Source organism: Lentzea indica (assembly GCF_012184385.1).
In the GTDB taxonomy this organism is placed as follows: domain Bacteria; phylum Actinomycetota; class Actinomycetes; order Mycobacteriales; family Pseudonocardiaceae; genus Lentzea; species Lentzea indica.
This window is the reverse complement of sequence record NZ_VSRL01000037.1, coordinates 1-16873: the sequence shown is the minus strand read 5'-3', so window position 1 is coordinate 16873 and position 16873 is coordinate 1. Positions and strand designations below refer to the sequence as shown.

17 protein-coding genes and 2 pseudogenes are annotated in these 16873 nt (G+C 67.3%); 7 read left to right on the top strand and 12 right to left on the bottom strand.

The window, feature by feature from the left end:
- The first annotated feature begins 53 nt into the window (after nt 1-53).
- Nucleotides 54-2342 (top strand): ATP-binding protein, encoded by a 2289-nt coding sequence (locus tag FXN61_RS13265; protein ID WP_167973727.1) that lies wholly within the window; start codon nt 54-56, stop codon nt 2340-2342.
- Nucleotides 2339-2524 (top strand): DUF397 domain-containing protein, encoded by a 186-nt coding sequence (locus FXN61_RS13260; protein ID WP_167973725.1) that lies wholly within the window; start codon nt 2339-2341, stop codon nt 2522-2524. Before FXN61_RS13265 ends, FXN61_RS13260 begins: the two co-directional genes overlap by 4 nt.
- On the opposite strand, the gene FXN61_RS55260 is transcribed toward FXN61_RS13260, so the two are convergent.
- Together FXN61_RS55260 and FXN61_RS56280 are read right to left on the bottom strand one after the other, a co-directional pair.
- On the bottom strand, nt 2521-3009 hold the full coding sequence (locus FXN61_RS55260) for a geranylgeranyl reductase family protein (RefSeq protein ID WP_312877697.1): 489 nt from the start codon (nt 3007-3009) through the stop codon (nt 2521-2523). The two genes, FXN61_RS13260 and FXN61_RS55260, sit on opposite strands and share 4 nt — an antisense overlap.
- A 257-nt stretch (nt 3010-3266) precedes the next feature.
- A pseudogene (locus FXN61_RS56280) lies at nt 3267-3551 on the bottom strand (FAD-dependent oxidoreductase); the annotation flags it as partial.
- 167 nt (nt 3552-3718) lie between these two features.
- On the opposite strand from FXN61_RS56280, the gene FXN61_RS13250 reads away from it, so the two are divergent.
- Genes FXN61_RS13250 through FXN61_RS13240 form a run of 3 tightly spaced genes read left to right on the top strand, consistent with a single transcriptional unit; the run spans nt 3719 to nt 5332 of the window.
- Complete coding sequence (locus tag FXN61_RS13250; RefSeq protein ID WP_167973723.1) at nt 3719-4495, top strand: heparin lyase I family protein; 777 nt, start codon at nt 3719-3721, stop codon at nt 4493-4495.
- Between the two features lie 40 nt (nt 4496-4535).
- A complete protein-coding gene (locus tag FXN61_RS13245) occupies nt 4536-4901 on the top strand; it encodes an SPW repeat domain-containing protein (RefSeq protein WP_167973721.1) in 366 nt (121 codons plus the stop codon).
- Nucleotides 4898-5332: a hypothetical protein gene (locus tag FXN61_RS13240; protein ID WP_167973719.1), complete on the top strand. Its 435-nt coding sequence runs from the start codon at nt 4898-4900 to the stop codon at nt 5330-5332. Before FXN61_RS13245 ends, FXN61_RS13240 begins: the two co-directional genes overlap by 4 nt.
- Before the next feature lie 3 nt (nt 5333-5335).
- Here the strand turns inward: FXN61_RS13240 and FXN61_RS13235 are convergent, their stop codons facing one another.
- The gene (locus tag FXN61_RS13235; protein ID WP_167973717.1) at nt 5336-5752 is read right to left on the bottom strand and encodes a hypothetical protein; all 417 of its coding nucleotides are present in this window, start codon (nt 5750-5752) and stop codon (nt 5336-5338) included.
- A gap of 56 nt (nt 5753-5808) precedes the next feature.
- Complete coding sequence (locus FXN61_RS13230) at nt 5809-6195, bottom strand: RidA family protein (protein ID WP_246291398.1); 387 nt, start codon at nt 6193-6195, stop codon at nt 5809-5811.
- 97 nt (nt 6196-6292) lie between these two features.
- On the opposite strand from FXN61_RS13230, the gene FXN61_RS13225 reads away from it, so the two are divergent.
- The gene (locus FXN61_RS13225) at nt 6293-6655 is read left to right on the top strand and encodes a winged helix-turn-helix transcriptional regulator (RefSeq protein WP_167973713.1); all 363 of its coding nucleotides are present in this window, start codon (nt 6293-6295) and stop codon (nt 6653-6655) included.
- Here FXN61_RS13225 and FXN61_RS13220 read toward each other — a convergent pair.
- Nucleotides 6652-10146, bottom strand: a complete 3495-nt coding sequence (locus tag FXN61_RS13220) for an NACHT domain-containing protein (protein ID WP_167973711.1) — start codon at nt 10144-10146, stop codon at nt 6652-6654. The two genes, FXN61_RS13225 and FXN61_RS13220, sit on opposite strands and share 4 nt — an antisense overlap.
- A gap of 117 nt (nt 10147-10263) precedes the next feature.
- Between FXN61_RS13220 and FXN61_RS13215 the strand changes: the two genes are divergently transcribed.
- A complete protein-coding gene (locus FXN61_RS13215; protein WP_167973709.1) occupies nt 10264-11205 on the top strand; it encodes an NmrA/HSCARG family protein in 942 nt (313 codons plus the stop codon).
- Here the strand turns inward: FXN61_RS13215 and FXN61_RS13210 are convergent.
- The 7 genes and pseudogenes from FXN61_RS13210 to FXN61_RS13180 form a co-directional block, all read right to left on the bottom strand.
- Nucleotides 11189-11602: a MarR family winged helix-turn-helix transcriptional regulator gene (locus FXN61_RS13210; RefSeq protein ID WP_167973707.1), complete on the bottom strand. Its 414-nt coding sequence runs from the start codon at nt 11600-11602 to the stop codon at nt 11189-11191. The genes FXN61_RS13215 and FXN61_RS13210 overlap by 17 nt on opposite strands.
- Nucleotides 11603-11745: 143 nt before the next feature.
- Complete coding sequence (locus FXN61_RS13205) at nt 11746-12942, bottom strand: RNA polymerase sigma factor (RefSeq protein ID WP_167973705.1); 1197 nt, start codon at nt 12940-12942, stop codon at nt 11746-11748.
- Nucleotides 12936-13283, bottom strand: a complete 348-nt coding sequence (locus FXN61_RS13200) for a YciI family protein (protein WP_167973795.1) — start codon at nt 13281-13283, stop codon at nt 12936-12938. Before FXN61_RS13200 ends, FXN61_RS13205 begins: the two co-directional genes overlap by 7 nt.
- A 69-nt stretch (nt 13284-13352) precedes the next feature.
- On the bottom strand, nt 13353-14525 hold the full coding sequence (locus FXN61_RS13195; RefSeq protein ID WP_167973703.1) for a GNAT family N-acetyltransferase: 1173 nt from the start codon (nt 14523-14525) through the stop codon (nt 13353-13355).
- 37 nt (nt 14526-14562) lie between these two features.
- Nucleotides 14563-15069 carry a hypothetical protein gene (locus FXN61_RS13190; protein ID WP_167973701.1) on the bottom strand — a complete coding sequence of 169 codons (507 nt, stop codon included), beginning with the start codon at nt 15067-15069 and terminating at the stop codon, nt 14563-14565.
- Between the two features lie 67 nt (nt 15070-15136).
- A complete protein-coding gene (locus FXN61_RS13185; RefSeq protein WP_167973699.1) occupies nt 15137-15814 on the bottom strand; it encodes a DUF4333 domain-containing protein in 678 nt (225 codons plus the stop codon).
- Between the two features lie 109 nt (nt 15815-15923).
- A pseudogene (locus FXN61_RS13180) lies at nt 15924-16873 on the bottom strand (DEAD/DEAH box helicase); the annotation flags it as partial.

Below are 16873 nucleotides of genomic sequence, written 5' to 3'. Positions count from 1 at the left end.
CCACCTGGGCCGCGCGAGTAGTCAGGCTGTCGGCCTGCGGTGATCCTGGATCGATGAGCGACCCGCAACCAACTGTCCGCTCGGAGATGTCCGGGATCGCGGGCCACGTGGTCCAGGCCGGGGACGTGCACGGCGGCGTGCACTTGCACCAGGCGAAGTCCTCGGATGCTGGTCCGCCTCGGCAGTTGCCCGCTGACGTCCGGGGCTTCGTGAACCGGGTTGTGGAACTCGGCCGACTGGACAGGCTGCTGGATGACAGAACACCTGAGTTCGCAGCGCCTGCTGTCGTGCTCATAGCCGGAACCGCAGGTGTGGGCAAGACATCGCTGGCCGTCCACTGGGCCCAGCGCGTGCGGAACCTCTTCCCAGATGGTCAGCTCTACATCAACCTTCGGGGATACGACCCCGGCGCACCCGTGACACCCGAGTCGGCGTTGAACCTGTTCCTGCAGGCGCTGGGAGTTCGAGCGAGTGCTATCCCGTCGGACCCACAGGCCAAGGCGATGTTGTACCGGTCACTCCTGGCTGATCGGCGCGTCCTCGTGGTGCTGGACAACGCGGCGACGGTGAGCCAGGTCCGCCCGTTGCTTCCAGGCACGGCGAGCTGCCTCGTTCTTGTGACGAGCCGGAACCGCATGCCAGGCCTGGTCTCCAGGGACGGTGCCGTTCGCGTCACTGTCGACGTGCTGGACGACAGCGAGGCGGTCACGTTGCTGCGGAACCTCGTCGAGGAGCATCGCGGAGACGATGACTTGGAAGAGCTGAACGAACTTTCTCACCTGTGCGCGCGTCTGCCACTCGCTTTGAGGATCGCGGCTGAGAGAGCGGCAACTCGTCCGTGGATGGCGCTGTCGGAACTGATCCACGACCTGCGGGACGAGTCCGCGTTGTGGGGAGCGCTGTCGAGTGCGGATGACGACGAGGCCGATGCCGTCCGGACTGTGTTTGCGTGGTCGTACCGGGCGCTGCCGAACGCCGCCGCACAGCTCTTCCGCCGGCTCGGACTGCATCCCGGCGCGGAGTTCGGCCTCGGCGCGGCTGCCGCGTTGGCAGGACTGAACACGGGTGCCGCCCGCCACGTGTTGGACGTCCTGCTCGCCGGCCATCTGCTCGAACAGGTCGGCCCTGACCGGTATCAGCTGCACGACCTGCTGCGCGCCTATGCGATCGATCAGGTCCGCCACGACGAGCCCCCTGATGAACAGCGGGCAGCGATCTTCCGGTTGCTGAGCTGGTACCTGAGCGCGGCAGAGCAGGCCTACCTGTCGGTGTCGCGCGGTGGCAGGCACCTGAAGATCGACGTGGAGGCCGCTGAGCTGCCCTCGGCCCCCGAGGCGTTCGCGGATCGTGAGCAGGCCCTGGCCTGGTACGGAAGGGAACGGTCCAATCTCATGGCGGCCACGCGAGTCGCCGCCGAGTGCGGGTTCGATCGCATCGCCTGGCAGATACCGGGGACGCTCGCGGTCATCTACGACAACCATGACTCCGCGGACGTGTGGTTGGCCACCGAACGGGCTGCGTTGGAGGCGGCTCGGCGTGTCGGCGACCGTTATGGACAAGGTGTGCTTCTCGACAGACAGGGGATCAAGTTTCGGAAGTTGCGGCGTGCGGACGAAGCACTTGACTGCTTCCGCGAGGCATTGGAGGTGTTCGAGTTCCTGGGAAACGGGCTCGGCAAAGCACGGGTCACCAACGGCATGGGGGTGGTCCACATGGAGGCCGAACGGCTCCAGGAAGCCCGAGCTTCGTTCGAGCGGGCGATCACGGCCGAACCGTTGAGCGATGGCGAAACGTCGATGCGGGCGCTCGCGACCGTCAATCTCGGCGATACGCATCTGAAACTCGGTTCGCCGGAGGAGGCGTTGAGGTGCGTCGCCGACGCGATGCCGACTCTGCGGCGGCTCGACGATGTGATTGTGGAGTTGGTGGCGACTCGGGTGCAGGGAGTTGCTCAGCGTGAGCTGGGGATGCTCGCCGAGTCCAGAGCCTCCTTCCAGACGGCGGTCGAGCTGATCCGTCGCGCAGGCAACCTCATCGCCGAGTGCGAGGTCTTCCTCGAACTCGCGCGGCTGGAGATCGCTGAAGGCTCGCCCGCGGACGCACTCGTCTCGGCGCAGCGCGCGATCGTCATCGCCCAGCAGTTCAGCGTCACCACCGTGGAAGCACAGGGGTTGGACGTCACCGGGATCGCCTACCAGGAGCTCGGTCGCCAGTCCGACGCCGTGCCTTTTCACCGTCGAGCTGTGGAGCTTTGTCGGGCTGTTGGTGATGTCGGCGGAGTGAACGCGGCGACGCTTCGTCTCTCCACCGCGTTGGAGAGCGAGGAAAGGGAGCAGCGATGACAGAGATGCGATGGAGGAAGTCAACCGCCAGCAGCGGAAGTGGAACTGCAAGTCAGTGCGTCGAGGTGTGTCTGTCGAAGAGCGGCGTCCAGGTCCGCGACAGCAAGAATGCCGAGCCTGGGCTGCGGTTTCCAACCGTCGGTTGGAAGGCGTTCCTCGGGATGGTCTTCGAACCGTCCTAGGTGAACAGGATCCGCTTGGCCACAGCCTTTCCGATCGGCGTGCGCAGCCCTGCGAACGCGAACTCGGCCAGGCTGGGCTCGCGGACCAGCGAGAGGCCGCGCCGCATCAGCGACCGGATGCGGTAGCGGCGTCGCAGCGCCGCGCCGTCGTAGTGCTCCAGCACGTACCTGTTGCCGCTGCGCAGGTAGTCGAACGTGACCGACGCCGCGAGCTCGGACATCCGCATGCACGGGTCGAGACCGCCTGCGGTGAGCGGGGAGACCGCGCCCGCCGCGTCACCGACCAGCAGCCCCTGAGGGGACACGATCCGGCGCAGCAGCCCGCCGACCGGGATCGGCCCGCCGCGGCGCTTGACCGGCCCGGCGGGCTCCGGCGTCGGGAAGCTGTCGCGGAACCGTTGCAGCAACTGGGGGAGTGGCGCGCTGAACCGGTCGGCGCGGCCGGCCAGCCCGACGTGCGCGTGTCGCCGTCGTCGATGACCCACGCGATGTAACCGGGTGCGAGCCGCGGGTCGACCACGCAGTGAAACGTCGGCGTCGAGCCGGTCCTGACCGGGTAGACCTCCTCGATGCCGGTGATCAGCTGCCGGTTCACGTCCAGACCGAGCTTCTTCGCGACCGTGGAGCGGGCGCCGTCCGCGCCGATGGTGAAACGGGCCTTCGCGGACTTCCCGGGATAACCGGCGTTCAGGTTGACCTGCGCACCGGCACGTTCGGCGTCTTCGACCGCCTGGGCGTAGATGCCCGCCATGTCGCCGACCCGGAACTCGTCACGAGTGCTGAGCAGCTCGACCGGCTCCTTGAGGGACGGCGGGTAGAGCAGCACGCGCCGGACCGCCGGACCGAGGTGAGGCAGGTCGTAGTCGTCCAGGGTGCGCCTGACGAAGATACCGGTGGTGCGGATGCCGGTGTCGAGGCTCGCCCTGCGTTCACACACGGCCACGTCGAGGCCTGCTTCGGCGAGCAGGCGTGCGGTGTTGAGGCCGGCCAGCCCAGCGCCGACGACGAGCACGTCCACGGTGTCCATGCCTGACGGTAGAACCGGCCGGCCGGGCGGTGCCCGTTTCCCGGCAACACCTTCACCGGATCTGCACGTTTCCTCCACAAGCGCGAGCCCTTGACACATCGGAGGTCTGTCGCAATCGTGGTGCGTACCGCCGCCTCGAACCGCCGCCCTGGTTCGAGGAGGAAACGATGGAGTTGTTCAACCGCCGCACAGCGATGCGCGGAGCGCTCGCCATCGCGACGACGCCGTTCGTGGCCGGCGTCGCGTCCGCAGACGTGGGAGCGATGGCGTTCGTGCAGAAGTGGGCTCCGAACCCGGGCTCGGCCGGATTGAAGGCGTTCGTGGGCATCGAGGACGACCGCGCCAACTCGCACCCGTCCGCCACGCACATCTTCGCCGAGAGCGACCAGTACCGGTTCGTGATGCACAAGTCCGATCGGGACGGATCCGACCGGCAGCGCCAGGAAGTCCGCGCGATCCAGACCAACGGCACCCGCCACGACATGAAGAAGAACGAGACCTGGCGCTTCAACTACCAGATGTACATTCCCAGCTCGTTGAAGGGCACCTCCAGCTTCACGCACATCTTCCAGGTCAAGCACACCGGCGTCGCCTCGCCCGTGGTCACCATGTCGCTGTTCCGCTCCGGCTCGACCGAGACCGTCGAGATGCGGCTGTTCGGTGCGGGACAGGCGAAACTCGGCAGCACGCCGCTCGCACCGCTGCGCAACAAGTGGATCGACGTGGAGATCGAGATGAAGGTCGGCGACTCCGGCAGCCTGCGGTACTCGCTCAAGGACGGTGGCACCACCGTCGTCAACGCGTCCCGGTCCGGTTTCGACATGTGGCTCGGCGGTGACCAGGCGCATCCGAAGTGGGGCATCTACCGGTCCCTCGGTGACTCCGGGCAACTGCAGGACACCTACCTGTTGCTGCGGAACATGAAGGCGTACCGAAACGAATGAGGTGTTCCCAGGCGGTCGTCCGGAGGTGAGAATTACTCGCGTGGGGGATCTGCACGCACGAACGACCGAAAGCAGGGCCGGTGTCGCCGCCTTCCTGGCCGGCGTGTGGCTGATCGCGGCGCCACCGATCCTGCACTTCAGCGCGTCCTCGCACGCCTTCCGGCCCTATTGGGTGTCCATGGGCCTGGCCGTCGTGATCATGCTGCTCGGCATGGTGCGGGCGATGGCGCCGCTGGACGTGCCGTTCCTGCGGCCCGTGACGATCGTCCTCGCCTTGTGGCTGATCATCGTGGCGCTGGGTGAGGGTGCAGGCGGGAGTCCGGTCGTGTGGCTCAACCAGCTGGTTGTTTCAGGAGTGGTCGCGCTGTCGGCCGGGCTGGCGCTCCTGATCGGCCTGCGCCGATGAGCAAGTGGCACGTGCCGTCGGACAACTGCCTGATCTGCTCCGGTGCACAGGAGATCGTCATCGGCATCCGGGAGCGGGGGCCGTACGAGCGGATGCACGACTACGCGCGCGTGCTGTTCTGTGCGGCCTGCGACGTGGGCGAGTTGCGAGCTTTCAGCTACGACGACTTCGTGGTGTTCGGCGAAGAAGACGACGTCATGGTGTGGTCGTCGGTCCTCGTTTCCGAGGACGTCGACCGGCTGCGTTCCCTCTTCGCGTGCGCTTCTCCGTTGAACCACCAGTGCGAGTGCGCCCAGCACGTCCGGGCCTACGAGTCGAACGTGAGGGCGAACAAGACCTTGCTGCCGGAGTACGGGCCCGACCGGCACACTCCGGTCGGGCGTACCACCGTCACCGTTGAGCTGGTGGACGGACTCGCGGAGTTCCGCTGAAACTCAGCAGCGCTCGCCGGTCTTGGCGAACAGGAAGTAGCTGCTCCCGTCGACCTCGCCGTGCGCGCGCGTGCACTGGTCGAGCGTGTCCGCGCCGCCGGACCACAGCTCCCGCTGGCCCCGTGCACCCGTCTTGTACCCGTGCGTCAGGTTCGGCCGGGTCTGGACGTACGTGCGCAGGGTGAAGTCCCTGCCGTGGCTGGCGATCCACGAGTCCCACACGTAGATGTAGGAGTAGTTCTTGCCGCAGCCCGCGTACTGCTTGACCGACGCGACCGTCGTGCCGTTGTTCTTCACGTACGCCGTCGACCCGATCTGGTCGGCACCGGGGCAGGCGGGGTTCGTCTCGGCGTGGGCGGTGCCGGTCAGTGCGGCGGCCGCTGCTGTCGCAACGGCTGCCGCGGCCAGGATCTTGCGCATGGTGCTCCTCCTCGTTTGCCACGGAGCATCCGATGCGCTGGTTAGTCGCCGGTAAATCAGTCGATCACGGCGGTCGCGTCGATCTCGACCAGGTGCTCCGGCACGTCCAGCGCGGCCACGCCGATCAACGTGGCGGGCGGGACCGGCGTCTCCCCGGCCCTGGTCGCGGCCCGGGTGATGCCTTCGAGCAGCTGCGGCATCTTGTCCGGGGTCCAGTCCACGACGTACATGGTCACCTTCACGAGGTCTGCGAACGTCGCCCCGGCCGCCTTGAGCGCGGTGTGGACGTTCATGTAGGCCTGCTCGGTCTGGGTCGCGAGATCGGGCTCGGCGTCCCACGCGACCTGGCCGGCCACGTAGATGGTCTTCGTGCCGGTCGCGATGGCCACCTGGTGGTAGACGTCGATCTTCGGCAGCTGGTCGGGGTTGACGTGGGCGATCAAGGCTCTATCCTTCGCTCTCTTGTGGTTACTGGCAAACCATAGGAGAGTGAGCGCTGACCTGGAAGAACGCACTTTTTCGTGAGTGGGGAACCAAAAGGTGAGCAAGCAGCTCAGCGGGGATCTGGCGCGGGCGGATTCGTTGGCCCGCGAGATCTTCTCGGACATCGCCAACAAGTGGGCTCTGCTGATCATCGAGACGATCGGCGACTCCACCAAGCGCTTCACGGAGCTGAAGGTCGAGGTCGACGGCATCAGTCACAAGATGCTGACCCAGAACCTGCGGCTGCTGGAGCGCAACGGGCTGGTGTTGCGTGTCGTGCACCCGACCGTGCCGCCGCGCGTCGACTACACGCTCACCGAGCCGGGGCAGGCGCTGCGGGCGACTGTGGACGCCATGTGCGACTGGACGCAGCGGTACCTGGGCGAGATCGAGCAGGCCCGCCGGCGCTTCGAAGGCTAGTCCGGTCGTCGCTGGGCGATCTGCCGCAGAGTCGACACCGCCTCTTGATCCGATGCGGGAAACTCCGTCGTTCGCTTGTCCAGATATCTCTCGGCGAACACGAAGATCATTTTTTCGTCGACCTTGCCCCTGAAGCGTTCGAGCAGCTTCGCCACCGCCTGCGGGCTGACCTGATTCGCGCCGGCTCTTGCGCATATGGCGAGCTTCGCGAAAAGAGACCGGTCCAGCGTCGGCTCGGTCTTCCTCGGTTCGGCGAGATACTCGATTGTTCCGACCGGAAGCAGGGAGATGCTTACTCGATCGAGGTAAGGAGCAGCAGCCTCTTCCACCTGAGTTGCGAAGGCTCGGAAGGAATCGTTCGCACGGCCGAGGTCCGAGTTCAGCGCGGTCCACACCAGTACCAGCGAGCCCAGTGCATCTCCATGTGAGAACTCGAACATCGCAGGCAGCAACTCGACCGGGACCACTTCGCTTCCGGCCAGTTCGGGATGAGCGCAGATCACGGAGATCAAGTCGAATGCGTGCCTCCTGGTCGCGCGGCCTCGGGCCGAAGTGCGCGGCATGATGTGCTTCAACGCCCGCTCCACGGTCGATCGCGGCAGACGCGGTGCTTCTCTGGACAGTGCCACCGCCATGATGGCTCGAGCACTGTGGTTCATCGGGGCGCCCTCGTCCAGTGATTGCAGAACGTTGGACAGTCGGACCACGTCGAGTGGCATGCTGGAACCGGTGCCTCCAGTTCCGACGGAATTGAGCAACCAGTCGGCAAGGTCGGACAGGAGTCGTTGTTCCTGCTGGCCGGATCCCACATCGCTGCTGGCGAACCTCCCGCCGATGCTCAGCATTGCCTCCAACCTCGCGTCGCCGAGCAGCCTGGCTTCTCCCTGCCGTGGGAAGTTGTCCTCTTGCTCGGTGATGTACCACGCATCGGTTTCCACGAGCGTGATCGCGCCACACACCGCGTCCCAGCCGTCGAGGTCCAAACCGGACTGCCACAACCTGACGGTGGCACGCCATCGGGTCAGCCGGACCTCGCCGAGGTAGCTCGGGAACAGGCTGTCCACGGGCGGCGGGGCGGTCACGTCCAGCAGTACCCGCAAGCAGACGAGGTTGGCCGAGTAGGTGGCGATGCGCGAGACGGCCGTGGCGGATGTCGGCCTGTAGGCCGGATGGGGATCGCTGAGCGTGCGGTCGTGGAATGACCGAATGAGATCGTCGAGCGTCTGCAACACGCGTACTTGCTCGGTCTTCGGGAGGGAGCTGAACAAGCCCCGCGCGAACTCGGTGATCGGCTTCCGCTTGGCGAACACCCGATGTGATGTCAGAGCGAGCAGCTTCGGCTCGTCCGGCGGCCTGGCTTCCTCGAACGGATCGGCGGTCGGCAGGGCTCCCGCGGTGGCCATGCTTCGAAGCAGGTTCATCGTCACCTCGGCGATCAGGTACTCGCCGAAGGTGGCGTGCAGGAACTCGTAGGTGCGCAGGCCGGGTGAGGCTCCGTCGTTGAGCGTCGGCGAGTGGACGAAGAAGAAGTTCTCCACGGTGCGGTCGGCATCGTCGATCGGCGTGTCGAAACTGGTGCCTGGGTTCGGCTTCGGGGTAGGGGCGAAGACGGCGAGATCCTTGTTGAGTGCTACCGCGGTCACGTACTGGTGTCCGCGGTTGAACATCGCGAAGGCGGCTATGCCCAGCCGCCAGGAGCTCTTGGCCGCGAGCCGCGTCACGACCGCCGGGGCGAGCGGCGCCGGACCCTTCTGGCCGACCTGCCGCATGACGAACAACTGGATGAGACGGCGGTACAACTCGGAGTTCGACAGGTTCGGGTCGTCCAGCGGTGGCTGGTCCGGATCAGTCGCGTAGATCGCGAGCATGAGCAGGAGCAACGGTTGCCTCGCCAGATCCGCGTGGTGGCTGAGGGCGGCGAGGTCGAGCGACCGGAAGCCCGGGGTGTTGAGGTTCTCCGCGTTCCAGGTGTTCAGCCAGCGTTCGATGCGACCGTCGTCGAACTCCTCCAGTTTCACGATCGGCACTCCGTGGGGAATGCGCGCCCGGTCGGCGACGAGCATCCGCGACGTGATGACCACCGCGACCGGATGTCGCAGGTCTGCCTGCAGTTGCTGGAACTCCTGCACCTGCTTGAGGTAGGTCGACTGGTGCACCCCGCTCGCTTGGATCAGCTCGTCGAATCCGTCCAGCAGGACCACGGGAACGCTGTCTCCGCACGCCTCGGCCAGCTGTTCCCAGTCGACGTTTTTTCCGAGGACGTCCCGCAGGGCGGTTTCGATCTGGTCGCAGATGCGGTCCTCTGCTCGAACCTTGCGGAGCTGAACAGTCACCACAGTGAACTGATCGGCCGGCAGCCGGGCGGCGAGCACCTCCATCAGCAGCGACTTGCCCGCTCCTGGATTGCCCAGGACCAGCAGGGGACAGGTGGTGCTCTCCGCTCCCGCCAGATGCGCGGCCAGGAACGCGTCCAGGTCCTGCCGGACCTCGGTGTGGTGCTTCCACCATTCCCCTGAAGACGCCCCGGTGTACTCGTCGTAGACCGTCAGCCGGTAGCTCGGGACGATGAACCCGTCCTCGACCTTCGGGAACACCGCGTCGACCGAAGACGGATCGATGTTGGAGCCGATCAACGGCTTGCGCAGGGCCGCTTCGGCGACGGTCTTGAGCTTCTCGCGGTACTTCTGGCCCGGCGGCGTCTGCCCGGACGAGAGCAGAGCCATCAGCCGGGAGAACAGCTCCAGTGACTCCGTTCGGACAGCCGCCAGTTCCCGTGCCAGCTCGACGTTGTTCTCCTCGATCACGGCACGTGTCGCGGCGTGCTCCCCGAGCAGTGCCCAGATCTGGAACTCCGGGATGGCTGCGGCGATCCCGAGGTAGTGATGCGTGTACGAGCTGCGTGCTTTGAGCGTTACCGCGGATACGAACTCAAGAGTGCTGATACGCGCCGGCTTGGCGTCCAGTCCGTCGAGGAACTTGCAGACGTCTGCGACTGCCTTGCCGAGGAACGGGCCAAGTGCGCCTTCGAGGTTCTCGTGGAAGCCTCGAGTGGCGCTCGGGGACGGCACGGCGATCGCCGTGAGGCTCGGCAGGGCGGAGACCTCCTTCCTCCTGGCAGGAGGCTCGGTGCTGAAGATGCGGAACTTCTCGCTGTCGGTGATCTTGAACTTGTCGAAGTCGTCGCCGATCTCCTCGCGGAAAGCCTCGAACACCGACGTGACGGCGATGATCGTGTGAGCCGCGGCGATCTGCTCGTGCCGATGCGTCCCGGAGAGGCCGGTGAGCTTGTCCGTGATGCCGTCGAGGATCTTGCGCAGGCACGCCGTGGCCTCGTTCTTCGGGTCGACCAGGTCGAGCAGATTCGGCTCGATCGCGCCGCCGACGAGGATGCCGACGCCGAGGAACGTGTCGGCCTTGTCCAGCAACGGACGCTCGTACTTGCCCAGGACGCGGAGCGCGCCTTCGTAGGAGAACAGGGCTGGGCGCGACATCCGTTACCTCCGCTGGGCGACTGGTATCCCCATCGCCGTCCGTGTGGCACGGGTTACACCCAAACGAAGTAGTCATCCAGGTTGATAGTCACTAATAAGTGACTATATGGTGGAGGCATGAGCGAGAAGAAGATCATTGCTGTGGTGGGTGCGACCGGCGAGCAGGGCGGAGCCGTGGCGCGGGCGTTGCTGGCCGACGGGGAGTTCGCGGTGCGCGCGCTGACCCGCTCGGTCGCGTCGGCCGCTGCTCAGAAGCTCGCGGAGCTGGGGGCCGAGGTCGTCGCGGCCGACCTCTACGACGTCGACAGCCTGCGGAAGGCGTTCGACGGGGCGTACGGGGCCTTCCTGGTGACGCCGTTCTTCACGCATCTCTCGGCGGCCAAGGAGCTGGAGGAGGTCACGAACCTCGTCGACGCGGCCAAGGGGCTGCGGCACGTCGTGTGGTCGACGCTGGAGGACACCCGCGAGGTGATCGCGCTGGACGACGACCGGATGCCGACGCTCGACGAGAAGTACAAGGTGCCGCACTTCGACGTGAAGGGTGGCGAGGCGGACGCGTTGTTCGAGCAGGCGGGCCTGCCGACGACGTACGTGCGGATGTCGTTCTACTGGAACAACCTGCTGCGCGACCTGGCGCCGCGCCGCGCGGCTGACGGCACGTTGACGCTGTCGTTGCCGATGGGGGAGAGCAAGCTCTCCGGGATCGCCGGCGAGGACATCGGCAAGGCGGTCATGAGCGTGTTCAAGCGGCCTTCGGAGACCATCGGGCACACGCTCGGGCTCAGCGGTGAGCACCTGACCGGGCAGCAGGTGGCGCAGGCGTTCAGCGAGGTGCTGGGTGAGGAAGTCAAGTACGAGCCCATGTCCCACAACGACTTCCGCGCGCTCGGGTTCCCGGCCGCGGTGGAGCTGGGCAACATGTTCCAGTACTACGCGGAGTTCCCCGAGCACATCCTGCCCCGCCGCGACGCCGAGCTGACGCGCTCGATCGTGCCGACGTGGATGACGCTCAAGGACTTCCTCGCGGCGCACCGCGCGGAGATCACGATCGGTCAGTGAGCTCCGCGAACACTTCCTTGAACGCGGCGAACCGCTCGGGTCCGACCTGCCGGGCGAACCCGGCCTCGATGTCCGCGATGATCTTCGCGGCCTGGGCCATCTGGTCGCGGCCCAGCTCGGTGGGCACGACCAGCTTCGCCCTGCGGTCGGCCGGGTCTGGCCTGCGGGTGACGTAGCCGAGGCGCTCCAGCTCGTCGATCAGCGTGCCGACGACCTGCTTGTGCTGGCCGGAGCGTTCGGACAGCTCGCTCGCGCGGGTGCCGTCGGGGGCGATGTAGGCCATGACGGCGCCGTGGCGTGGGCGCAGCTGCTCGTGGCCCGCCTCGGCGAGGCGGGTGAAGAGTTCTTTCTGGAAGCCCGAGAGCAGGTGCGCGGAGAGTACACCGACGTCCGACATGGGGGAGATGCTAGGCCGTGTCCTGCCAGTCCGTTCGATGAGAGTCACGTTCGAGAGGGTTTCTGACGGTGCCGCCGCGGAGCCCTCATACCGGGCGTATTCGGGTTTCGCGGCGGTGCCGTCAGAAACCCCCTCGGGCGCGACTATCGCGGACGAGACTTGCAGGACACGGCCTTAGCCAGTTCCGCCAGCCTCCTGTCGAGGAAGCGCCGCTCGGCACCGTCGCTCGAGAGGTCTCGCGCACGCCGGTAAGCCTCCCGCGCCTCGTCGTTGCGACCGAGGCGGTGCAGGAGCTCGCCCCTCGTCGAGTGCAGGTAGCGGAAATCGTCGAGCCCGAGGTCGTCCACGATGCTCAGGCCGGCCTGCGGTCCGTCCGTCTCCGCTACGGCGATGGCGAGGTTGAGCCGCACGACGGGCGAGCCGGTCAACCGGGCGAGCTCCCGGTACAACGCGGCGATCTCAGCCCAGTCACACGGCGTCTCGGCGTGCAGCGAGGCGATGGCGGCCTGCAGCACGTGGGGTCCGCGGCCGCCCAGTGCGAGCGCGCGGTCGAGCTCGGCGCGCCCGGCGGCGATCTGTCCCGTGTCCCACCGGGACCGGTCCTGGTCGGCGAGCAGCACCAGCTCGCCGTCGTTGAACCGCGCCTCGCGCCTGGAGTCGTGCAGGAGCATCATCGCCAGCAGCCCGTGCACCTCGGGGTCGTCCGGCATCAGCCCGGCCAGCGCGCGCCCCAGCCAGATCGCCTCGGCCGCGAGCTCGTCGCGGCCGCCGTAGCCCTCGTTGAAGATCAGGTAGAGCACGGAGAGCACGGCGTCCAGACGCTCACCGAGCAGGTGATCCGGGGGTACGCGGAACGGGATCCCCGCCGCTTTGATCTTGCGCTTCGCCCGTACCAGCCGTTGCGCCATCGTCCGTTCCGGCACCAGGAACGCGCGGGCGATCTCGTCGGTCGTCAGTCCGCCGAGAGTGCGCAGGGTGAGCGCCACCTGGGCATCGACGGCGAGCGCCGGGTGACAGCAGGTGAAGATGAGCTCCAGCCGCTCGTCCGGGAACGACGTCACAGCCGCCTCCTCCACCCGGTCATCGGTGACGAGCAGGCCGTACCTGGCGACGAGCGCCCGGTCGCGGCGGATGCAGTCCGTGGCCCGGTTCCTCGCCGTTCTCATCAACCAGGCCCGTGGATTACCGGGGACGCCGTCCCGCGGCCACCGGTCAGCGGCGATGGCGAACGCCTCCTGCGCGGCTTCCTCGGCGAGGTCGAAGTCGCCGAGAAAGCCGATCAGGGTGGCCAGGACGCGGCCCCACTCCTCCCGGAAGACCTGCTCGACCGGGGCTACCAATACACCTCGGAGGGACGGATCTCGACGGCACCGCCGTAGCGCGCCGCCGGGACGCGGGAGGCGACCTCGATGGCCGCGTCCAGGTCGTCGGCCTCGAGGATGAACCAGCTGCCCACCGCCTCCTTCATCCCGACGAACGGCCCGTCGGTGGTGAGAGTCCTCCCACCCTCGACGCGCACGGTCGTCGCGTTCTCCGGGAGTCCCATCGGCAGCCCTGGCGTGACGCCCGGCGTCTCGTTGATGCCCTGGTAGTCGGCGCGGACCTGCTTCTGCTCCTCCTCGGTGAGCGCCGCCTGCTGGTCGAGCGCGCCGCCTTGGTAGATCAGCATCACGTACTTCATTCGCTGCCCTCTCATCTGCCGGAGAACTGTCGCGGTAAGACGAACGGCGACCCGCGAAATCGACAGCTCCTAGAAGAAGGTGCCGCAGTACGGCTTCTGGGGCACGGCGAACAACGCGTCGGCGTCGGACAGCCGGGTCCCTGCGATCCGTTTGGTGGCCGCGAGCTGCGAGAACGTGGTGTCACCGAAGTAGACGGCACCGAGCAGGTCGACCGGCATCGTGATGTCGGCCTGCTCCTCGACGCGCTCGACGCCACCAGGCGACACCCGGTAGCGGCCGTCGTTGGCGGGCAGGAGCCTGTCCCGCAACTCGATCACCACGGGGTCAGCGGAGCCGTACGTGCGGGCTTGGAGCATGCGCGGCACGTCGACCAGTCGCAGCCAGATCTCGTCGAACACGTCCTTGGTGCGGACCACGCGCGGATCCTCGAACAGCCACGACACCGGCTCGTCGAGCGCCACGTCGATCTCGATCTTGTCGACCAGGTCCAGCCGCGACGCGTAGATCCACAGGTCGCGCCACGCGTCGTCGTTCGCCCACTCGAAGTCCTCGATGGACATCCGGTGCTTGAAGTCCTCGTACCCGGACGCCTTGTAGGTCAGGAAACCGTCGTCGTCGCCGTCAGGTCCACTGTGGACGACGGTGACCGAGTTCTCCGCCTCGCTCTTGCGGTCGCGCGCCCGCGCCCACCAGCCGGCCCACCTGCCGATCTGCCCCGGCCGCGTCCGCCCGACGGCCTCGTGCAGCTCCGGCAGCAGCTTGTCCGCGGTGTCCTGATCGATCATCCGCACCCGGCCGGTCATCTCGCCCGCGATGACGGCACGGTTGGCGTCGACCTCCACCGTCCGCCACCGCCCGGCCAGGCCGTAGCCGAAACGGCCGTAGATGCGCCCCTCAGAGGCGCGCAGCGTGGCCACCGGGTCGGGCAGCGTCGAGAGTTGCTCGCGCATCAGGGCGGTCAGCACACCACGGCGCGTGTAGTCGGCACGGACGCCCACACGTGAGATGGCGGCGTGCGGCACGAGGGCGCCACCGGGCACGACAAGAGAGGAGCCGTACGACTGGGTCGTCCCGATCATCTCGTCGCCGTCGAACGCGGCGAGCACCCGATCGGGCTCGTAGGAGGGCAGCACGACCTGCCACTGCTCGTCAGTGGGCGGACCCCAGTGCATCGCGCGGCGGAAGACTGACGTGTGGGCGCGGAACTGCGCTTCGTCGGTGAGAACGCGGATCTCGGTCACGCCCGCGATCGTGTCTCAGCGCGTCCGCGGGCGCACCTCAGTTTCCGGATGCCCGGTGCTTCTCCAGGTGGGCCGCCATGAACCGTTCGGCCTCGGCCGGGGTGATCGGCACCGCCTCGCTGTTGATGCTCGCGTGATCGATCTGGCGCAGCACATCCGTCCGAGACCAGCCGTCCTCCGTCGCGAAGTCCCACCGCTGCGCGTCCCAGTTGTTCTCGCGCGGGTGCCGGACGAGCTGGTAGGCGTTCATGACGTCCACCGAGTCCCGCTCGTGGTGGAAGATCCCGTAGTACTGGTACGGACCGTCCCAGTCCCGCCGCCCGCACAACGTCATCAGGCGAATCATCTCGTTCATCGCGCGCTGAGCGTCATCAGGCGAGGCCCACCGCGCCGGGATGGGTGTGCGGTGCCGCAGGTCTGAGCGCTCCCACACCAGATCCCGCGTGAACGCTTCCTCGGTGTGGTCCGCGTGCACGCGGACCACACCCGCGGGAATCGAGTCGTTCTCGTCCCAGATCACGTACCACTGGAAGTGCTCGGACACGAAACCTCCCCCAAGGCCAATAAGTCCTTGAGGGAGGTTAACGCAAACCACGCTGGTCCGGCGAAGATCAGCCGGTGGGCTGACCCACCTCGTACTCGCCGTCCGCGGTCTTCACGACGATCTTGACCTTCTTGTCCTTGCCGCCGACCTGCACCTTGCACTCGAACGAGGTGTTGGGCTTGACCTCGTTCTCACCGCTGCAGGTCGCGGCGCCGACGTCGGAGATCTTGTACTCGTCCTTCAGGATCTGGACGATCCCGTTCTGCACGGCCGTGTTGTCGAAGATCTTCTTCTTGAAGAAGGCCGGCGTCACGAACCCGGCGAACAGCACGCCACCGACGAGCAGGACGACGACCACCGCGGCGACCCAGATGGCCGCGCTGGACTTCTTCTTCTGCTGCATCGGCGGGCCGTAGCCCGGCTGCTGTCCGTACGGGTTGGGCTGCTGGCCCGGGTACTGCTGCGTCTGCTGGCCGTAGGGATCCTGCACGGGCGTGCCGTACGGGTTCGACTGCGGCTGCTGGGGCACGCCGTACTGCTGCGTCTGCTGCTGTGACGGATCGAAACCGGGGTACGGCTGCTGGCCCTGCTGGGGCTGCGGCTGGCCGTAGGGGTTCTGAGCCGGGAAGCCGCCGGACGGTGTGCCGGGAGGGAAACCGCCACCGTAGGGCTGCTGCGGCTGTTGCGGCTGGCCCCAGGGCTGCTGCGGATCGTTCCCTCCGGACGGTCCGTACGGGCTGCTCATCTGTCGACCTCCGTGTGTACGACGTTGCGGCGCGATCCAACCACACCTCTGACGTCAGTCTTTACTCCGACTCGCAAAACCTTTGTCAGGCCCATGTCACATCTCCGGGTCACATCATCGCCACAACACCGCGCCGCAGGGCGTCGACGGCCTTGGCGGCCGCCGCTCCGACCGGGTCCTGGCGGCCGAGGACGTCGCGGATCTGGTCCAGCAGGTCGATCACCTGGCGGCACCAGCGCACGAAGTCGCCAGCACCGAGCTCGTTGCCACCGGCCTCCGCGGCGCTGAGCACCTTCTCCAGCGACTCGCCGCGTGCCCAGCGGAACACCGGCCAGGCGAAGCCCGGATCCGGCTGACGCGTGATGCGCTCCAGCTTGTGGCGGCGCTCGTCGTCCTCGATCTCCGCCCACAGCCGCACGGTCTTGAGCATCGCGTCCGACACCGCTCCCTGCGGCAGCCGCGCCTCGACGGGACCGTCCCGGCGCGCCTCGTAGACCAGCGACGACACCACGGCCGCGAGCTCCTCCGGCTTGAGGCCCTTCCACACGCCGTGGCGAAGGCACTCGGCGGCCAGCAGGTCCGACTCGCTGTAGAGCCTGGTCAGGCGCTTGCCGTCGTCGGTGACCTCCTCGGCCTCGCTGAGGTAGCCCCGCTCGCGCAGCAACGCCCGGATGCGGTCGAACTGGCGCGCCAGCGAGTGCGTGGTCGCCGCGACCTTGCGCTCCAGCTGCTCGGTCTCCGCCAGCAGCCGGTGGTACCGCTCGCCCCAGCGGGCGTGGTCCTCGCGCTGGTCGCAGCCGTGGCACGGGTGCACGCGCAGGGCGCGGCGCAGCGTCGCGAGCTCGGGGTCGTCGTCCGCCGTGGTCTTCTTGCGGCCGCGGGACGGCACGGTGATGCCGGTGTTGCGGATCGTCGACGCCAGGTCGCGCCGCGACTTGGGCGACCGCACGTCGACCTGCCGTGGCAGCTTGATGTGGCCGAGGACCTCGACCGGCGCAGGGAAGTCCGCCGACGTCAGCCGGCCGGACCAGCGGTCCTCGGTGACGACCAGCGGCCGCG

Excerpts from the sequence above, each read along its gene's own strand:
- FXN61_RS13265 (WP_167973727.1), top strand. The coding sequence starts at position 54 with ATGAGCGACCCGCAACCAACTGTCCGCTCGGAGATGTCCGGGATCGCG.
- FXN61_RS13260 (WP_167973725.1), top strand. The coding sequence starts at position 2,339 with ATGACAGAGATGCGATGGAGGAAGTCAACCGCCAGCAGCGGAAGTGGA.
- FXN61_RS13250 (WP_167973723.1), top strand. The coding sequence starts at position 3,719 with ATGGAGTTGTTCAACCGCCGCACAGCGATGCGCGGAGCGCTCGCCATC.
- FXN61_RS13240 (WP_167973719.1), top strand. The coding sequence starts at position 4,898 with ATGAGCAAGTGGCACGTGCCGTCGGACAACTGCCTGATCTGCTCCGGT.
- FXN61_RS13235 (WP_167973717.1), bottom strand. The coding sequence starts at position 5,752 with ATGCGCAAGATCCTGGCCGCGGCAGCCGTTGCGACAGCAGCGGCCGCC.
- FXN61_RS13220 (WP_167973711.1), bottom strand. The coding sequence starts at position 10,146 with ATGTCGCGCCCAGCCCTGTTCTCCTACGAAGGCGCGCTCCGCGTCCTG.
- FXN61_RS13215 (WP_167973709.1), top strand. The coding sequence starts at position 10,264 with ATGAGCGAGAAGAAGATCATTGCTGTGGTGGGTGCGACCGGCGAGCAG.
- FXN61_RS13210 (WP_167973707.1), bottom strand. The coding sequence starts at position 11,602 with ATGTCGGACGTCGGTGTACTCTCCGCGCACCTGCTCTCGGGCTTCCAG.
- FXN61_RS13200 (WP_167973795.1), bottom strand. The coding sequence starts at position 13,283 with ATGAAGTACGTGATGCTGATCTACCAAGGCGGCGCGCTCGACCAGCAG.
- FXN61_RS13185 (WP_167973699.1), bottom strand. The coding sequence starts at position 15,814 with ATGAGCAGCCCGTACGGACCGTCCGGAGGGAACGATCCGCAGCAGCCC.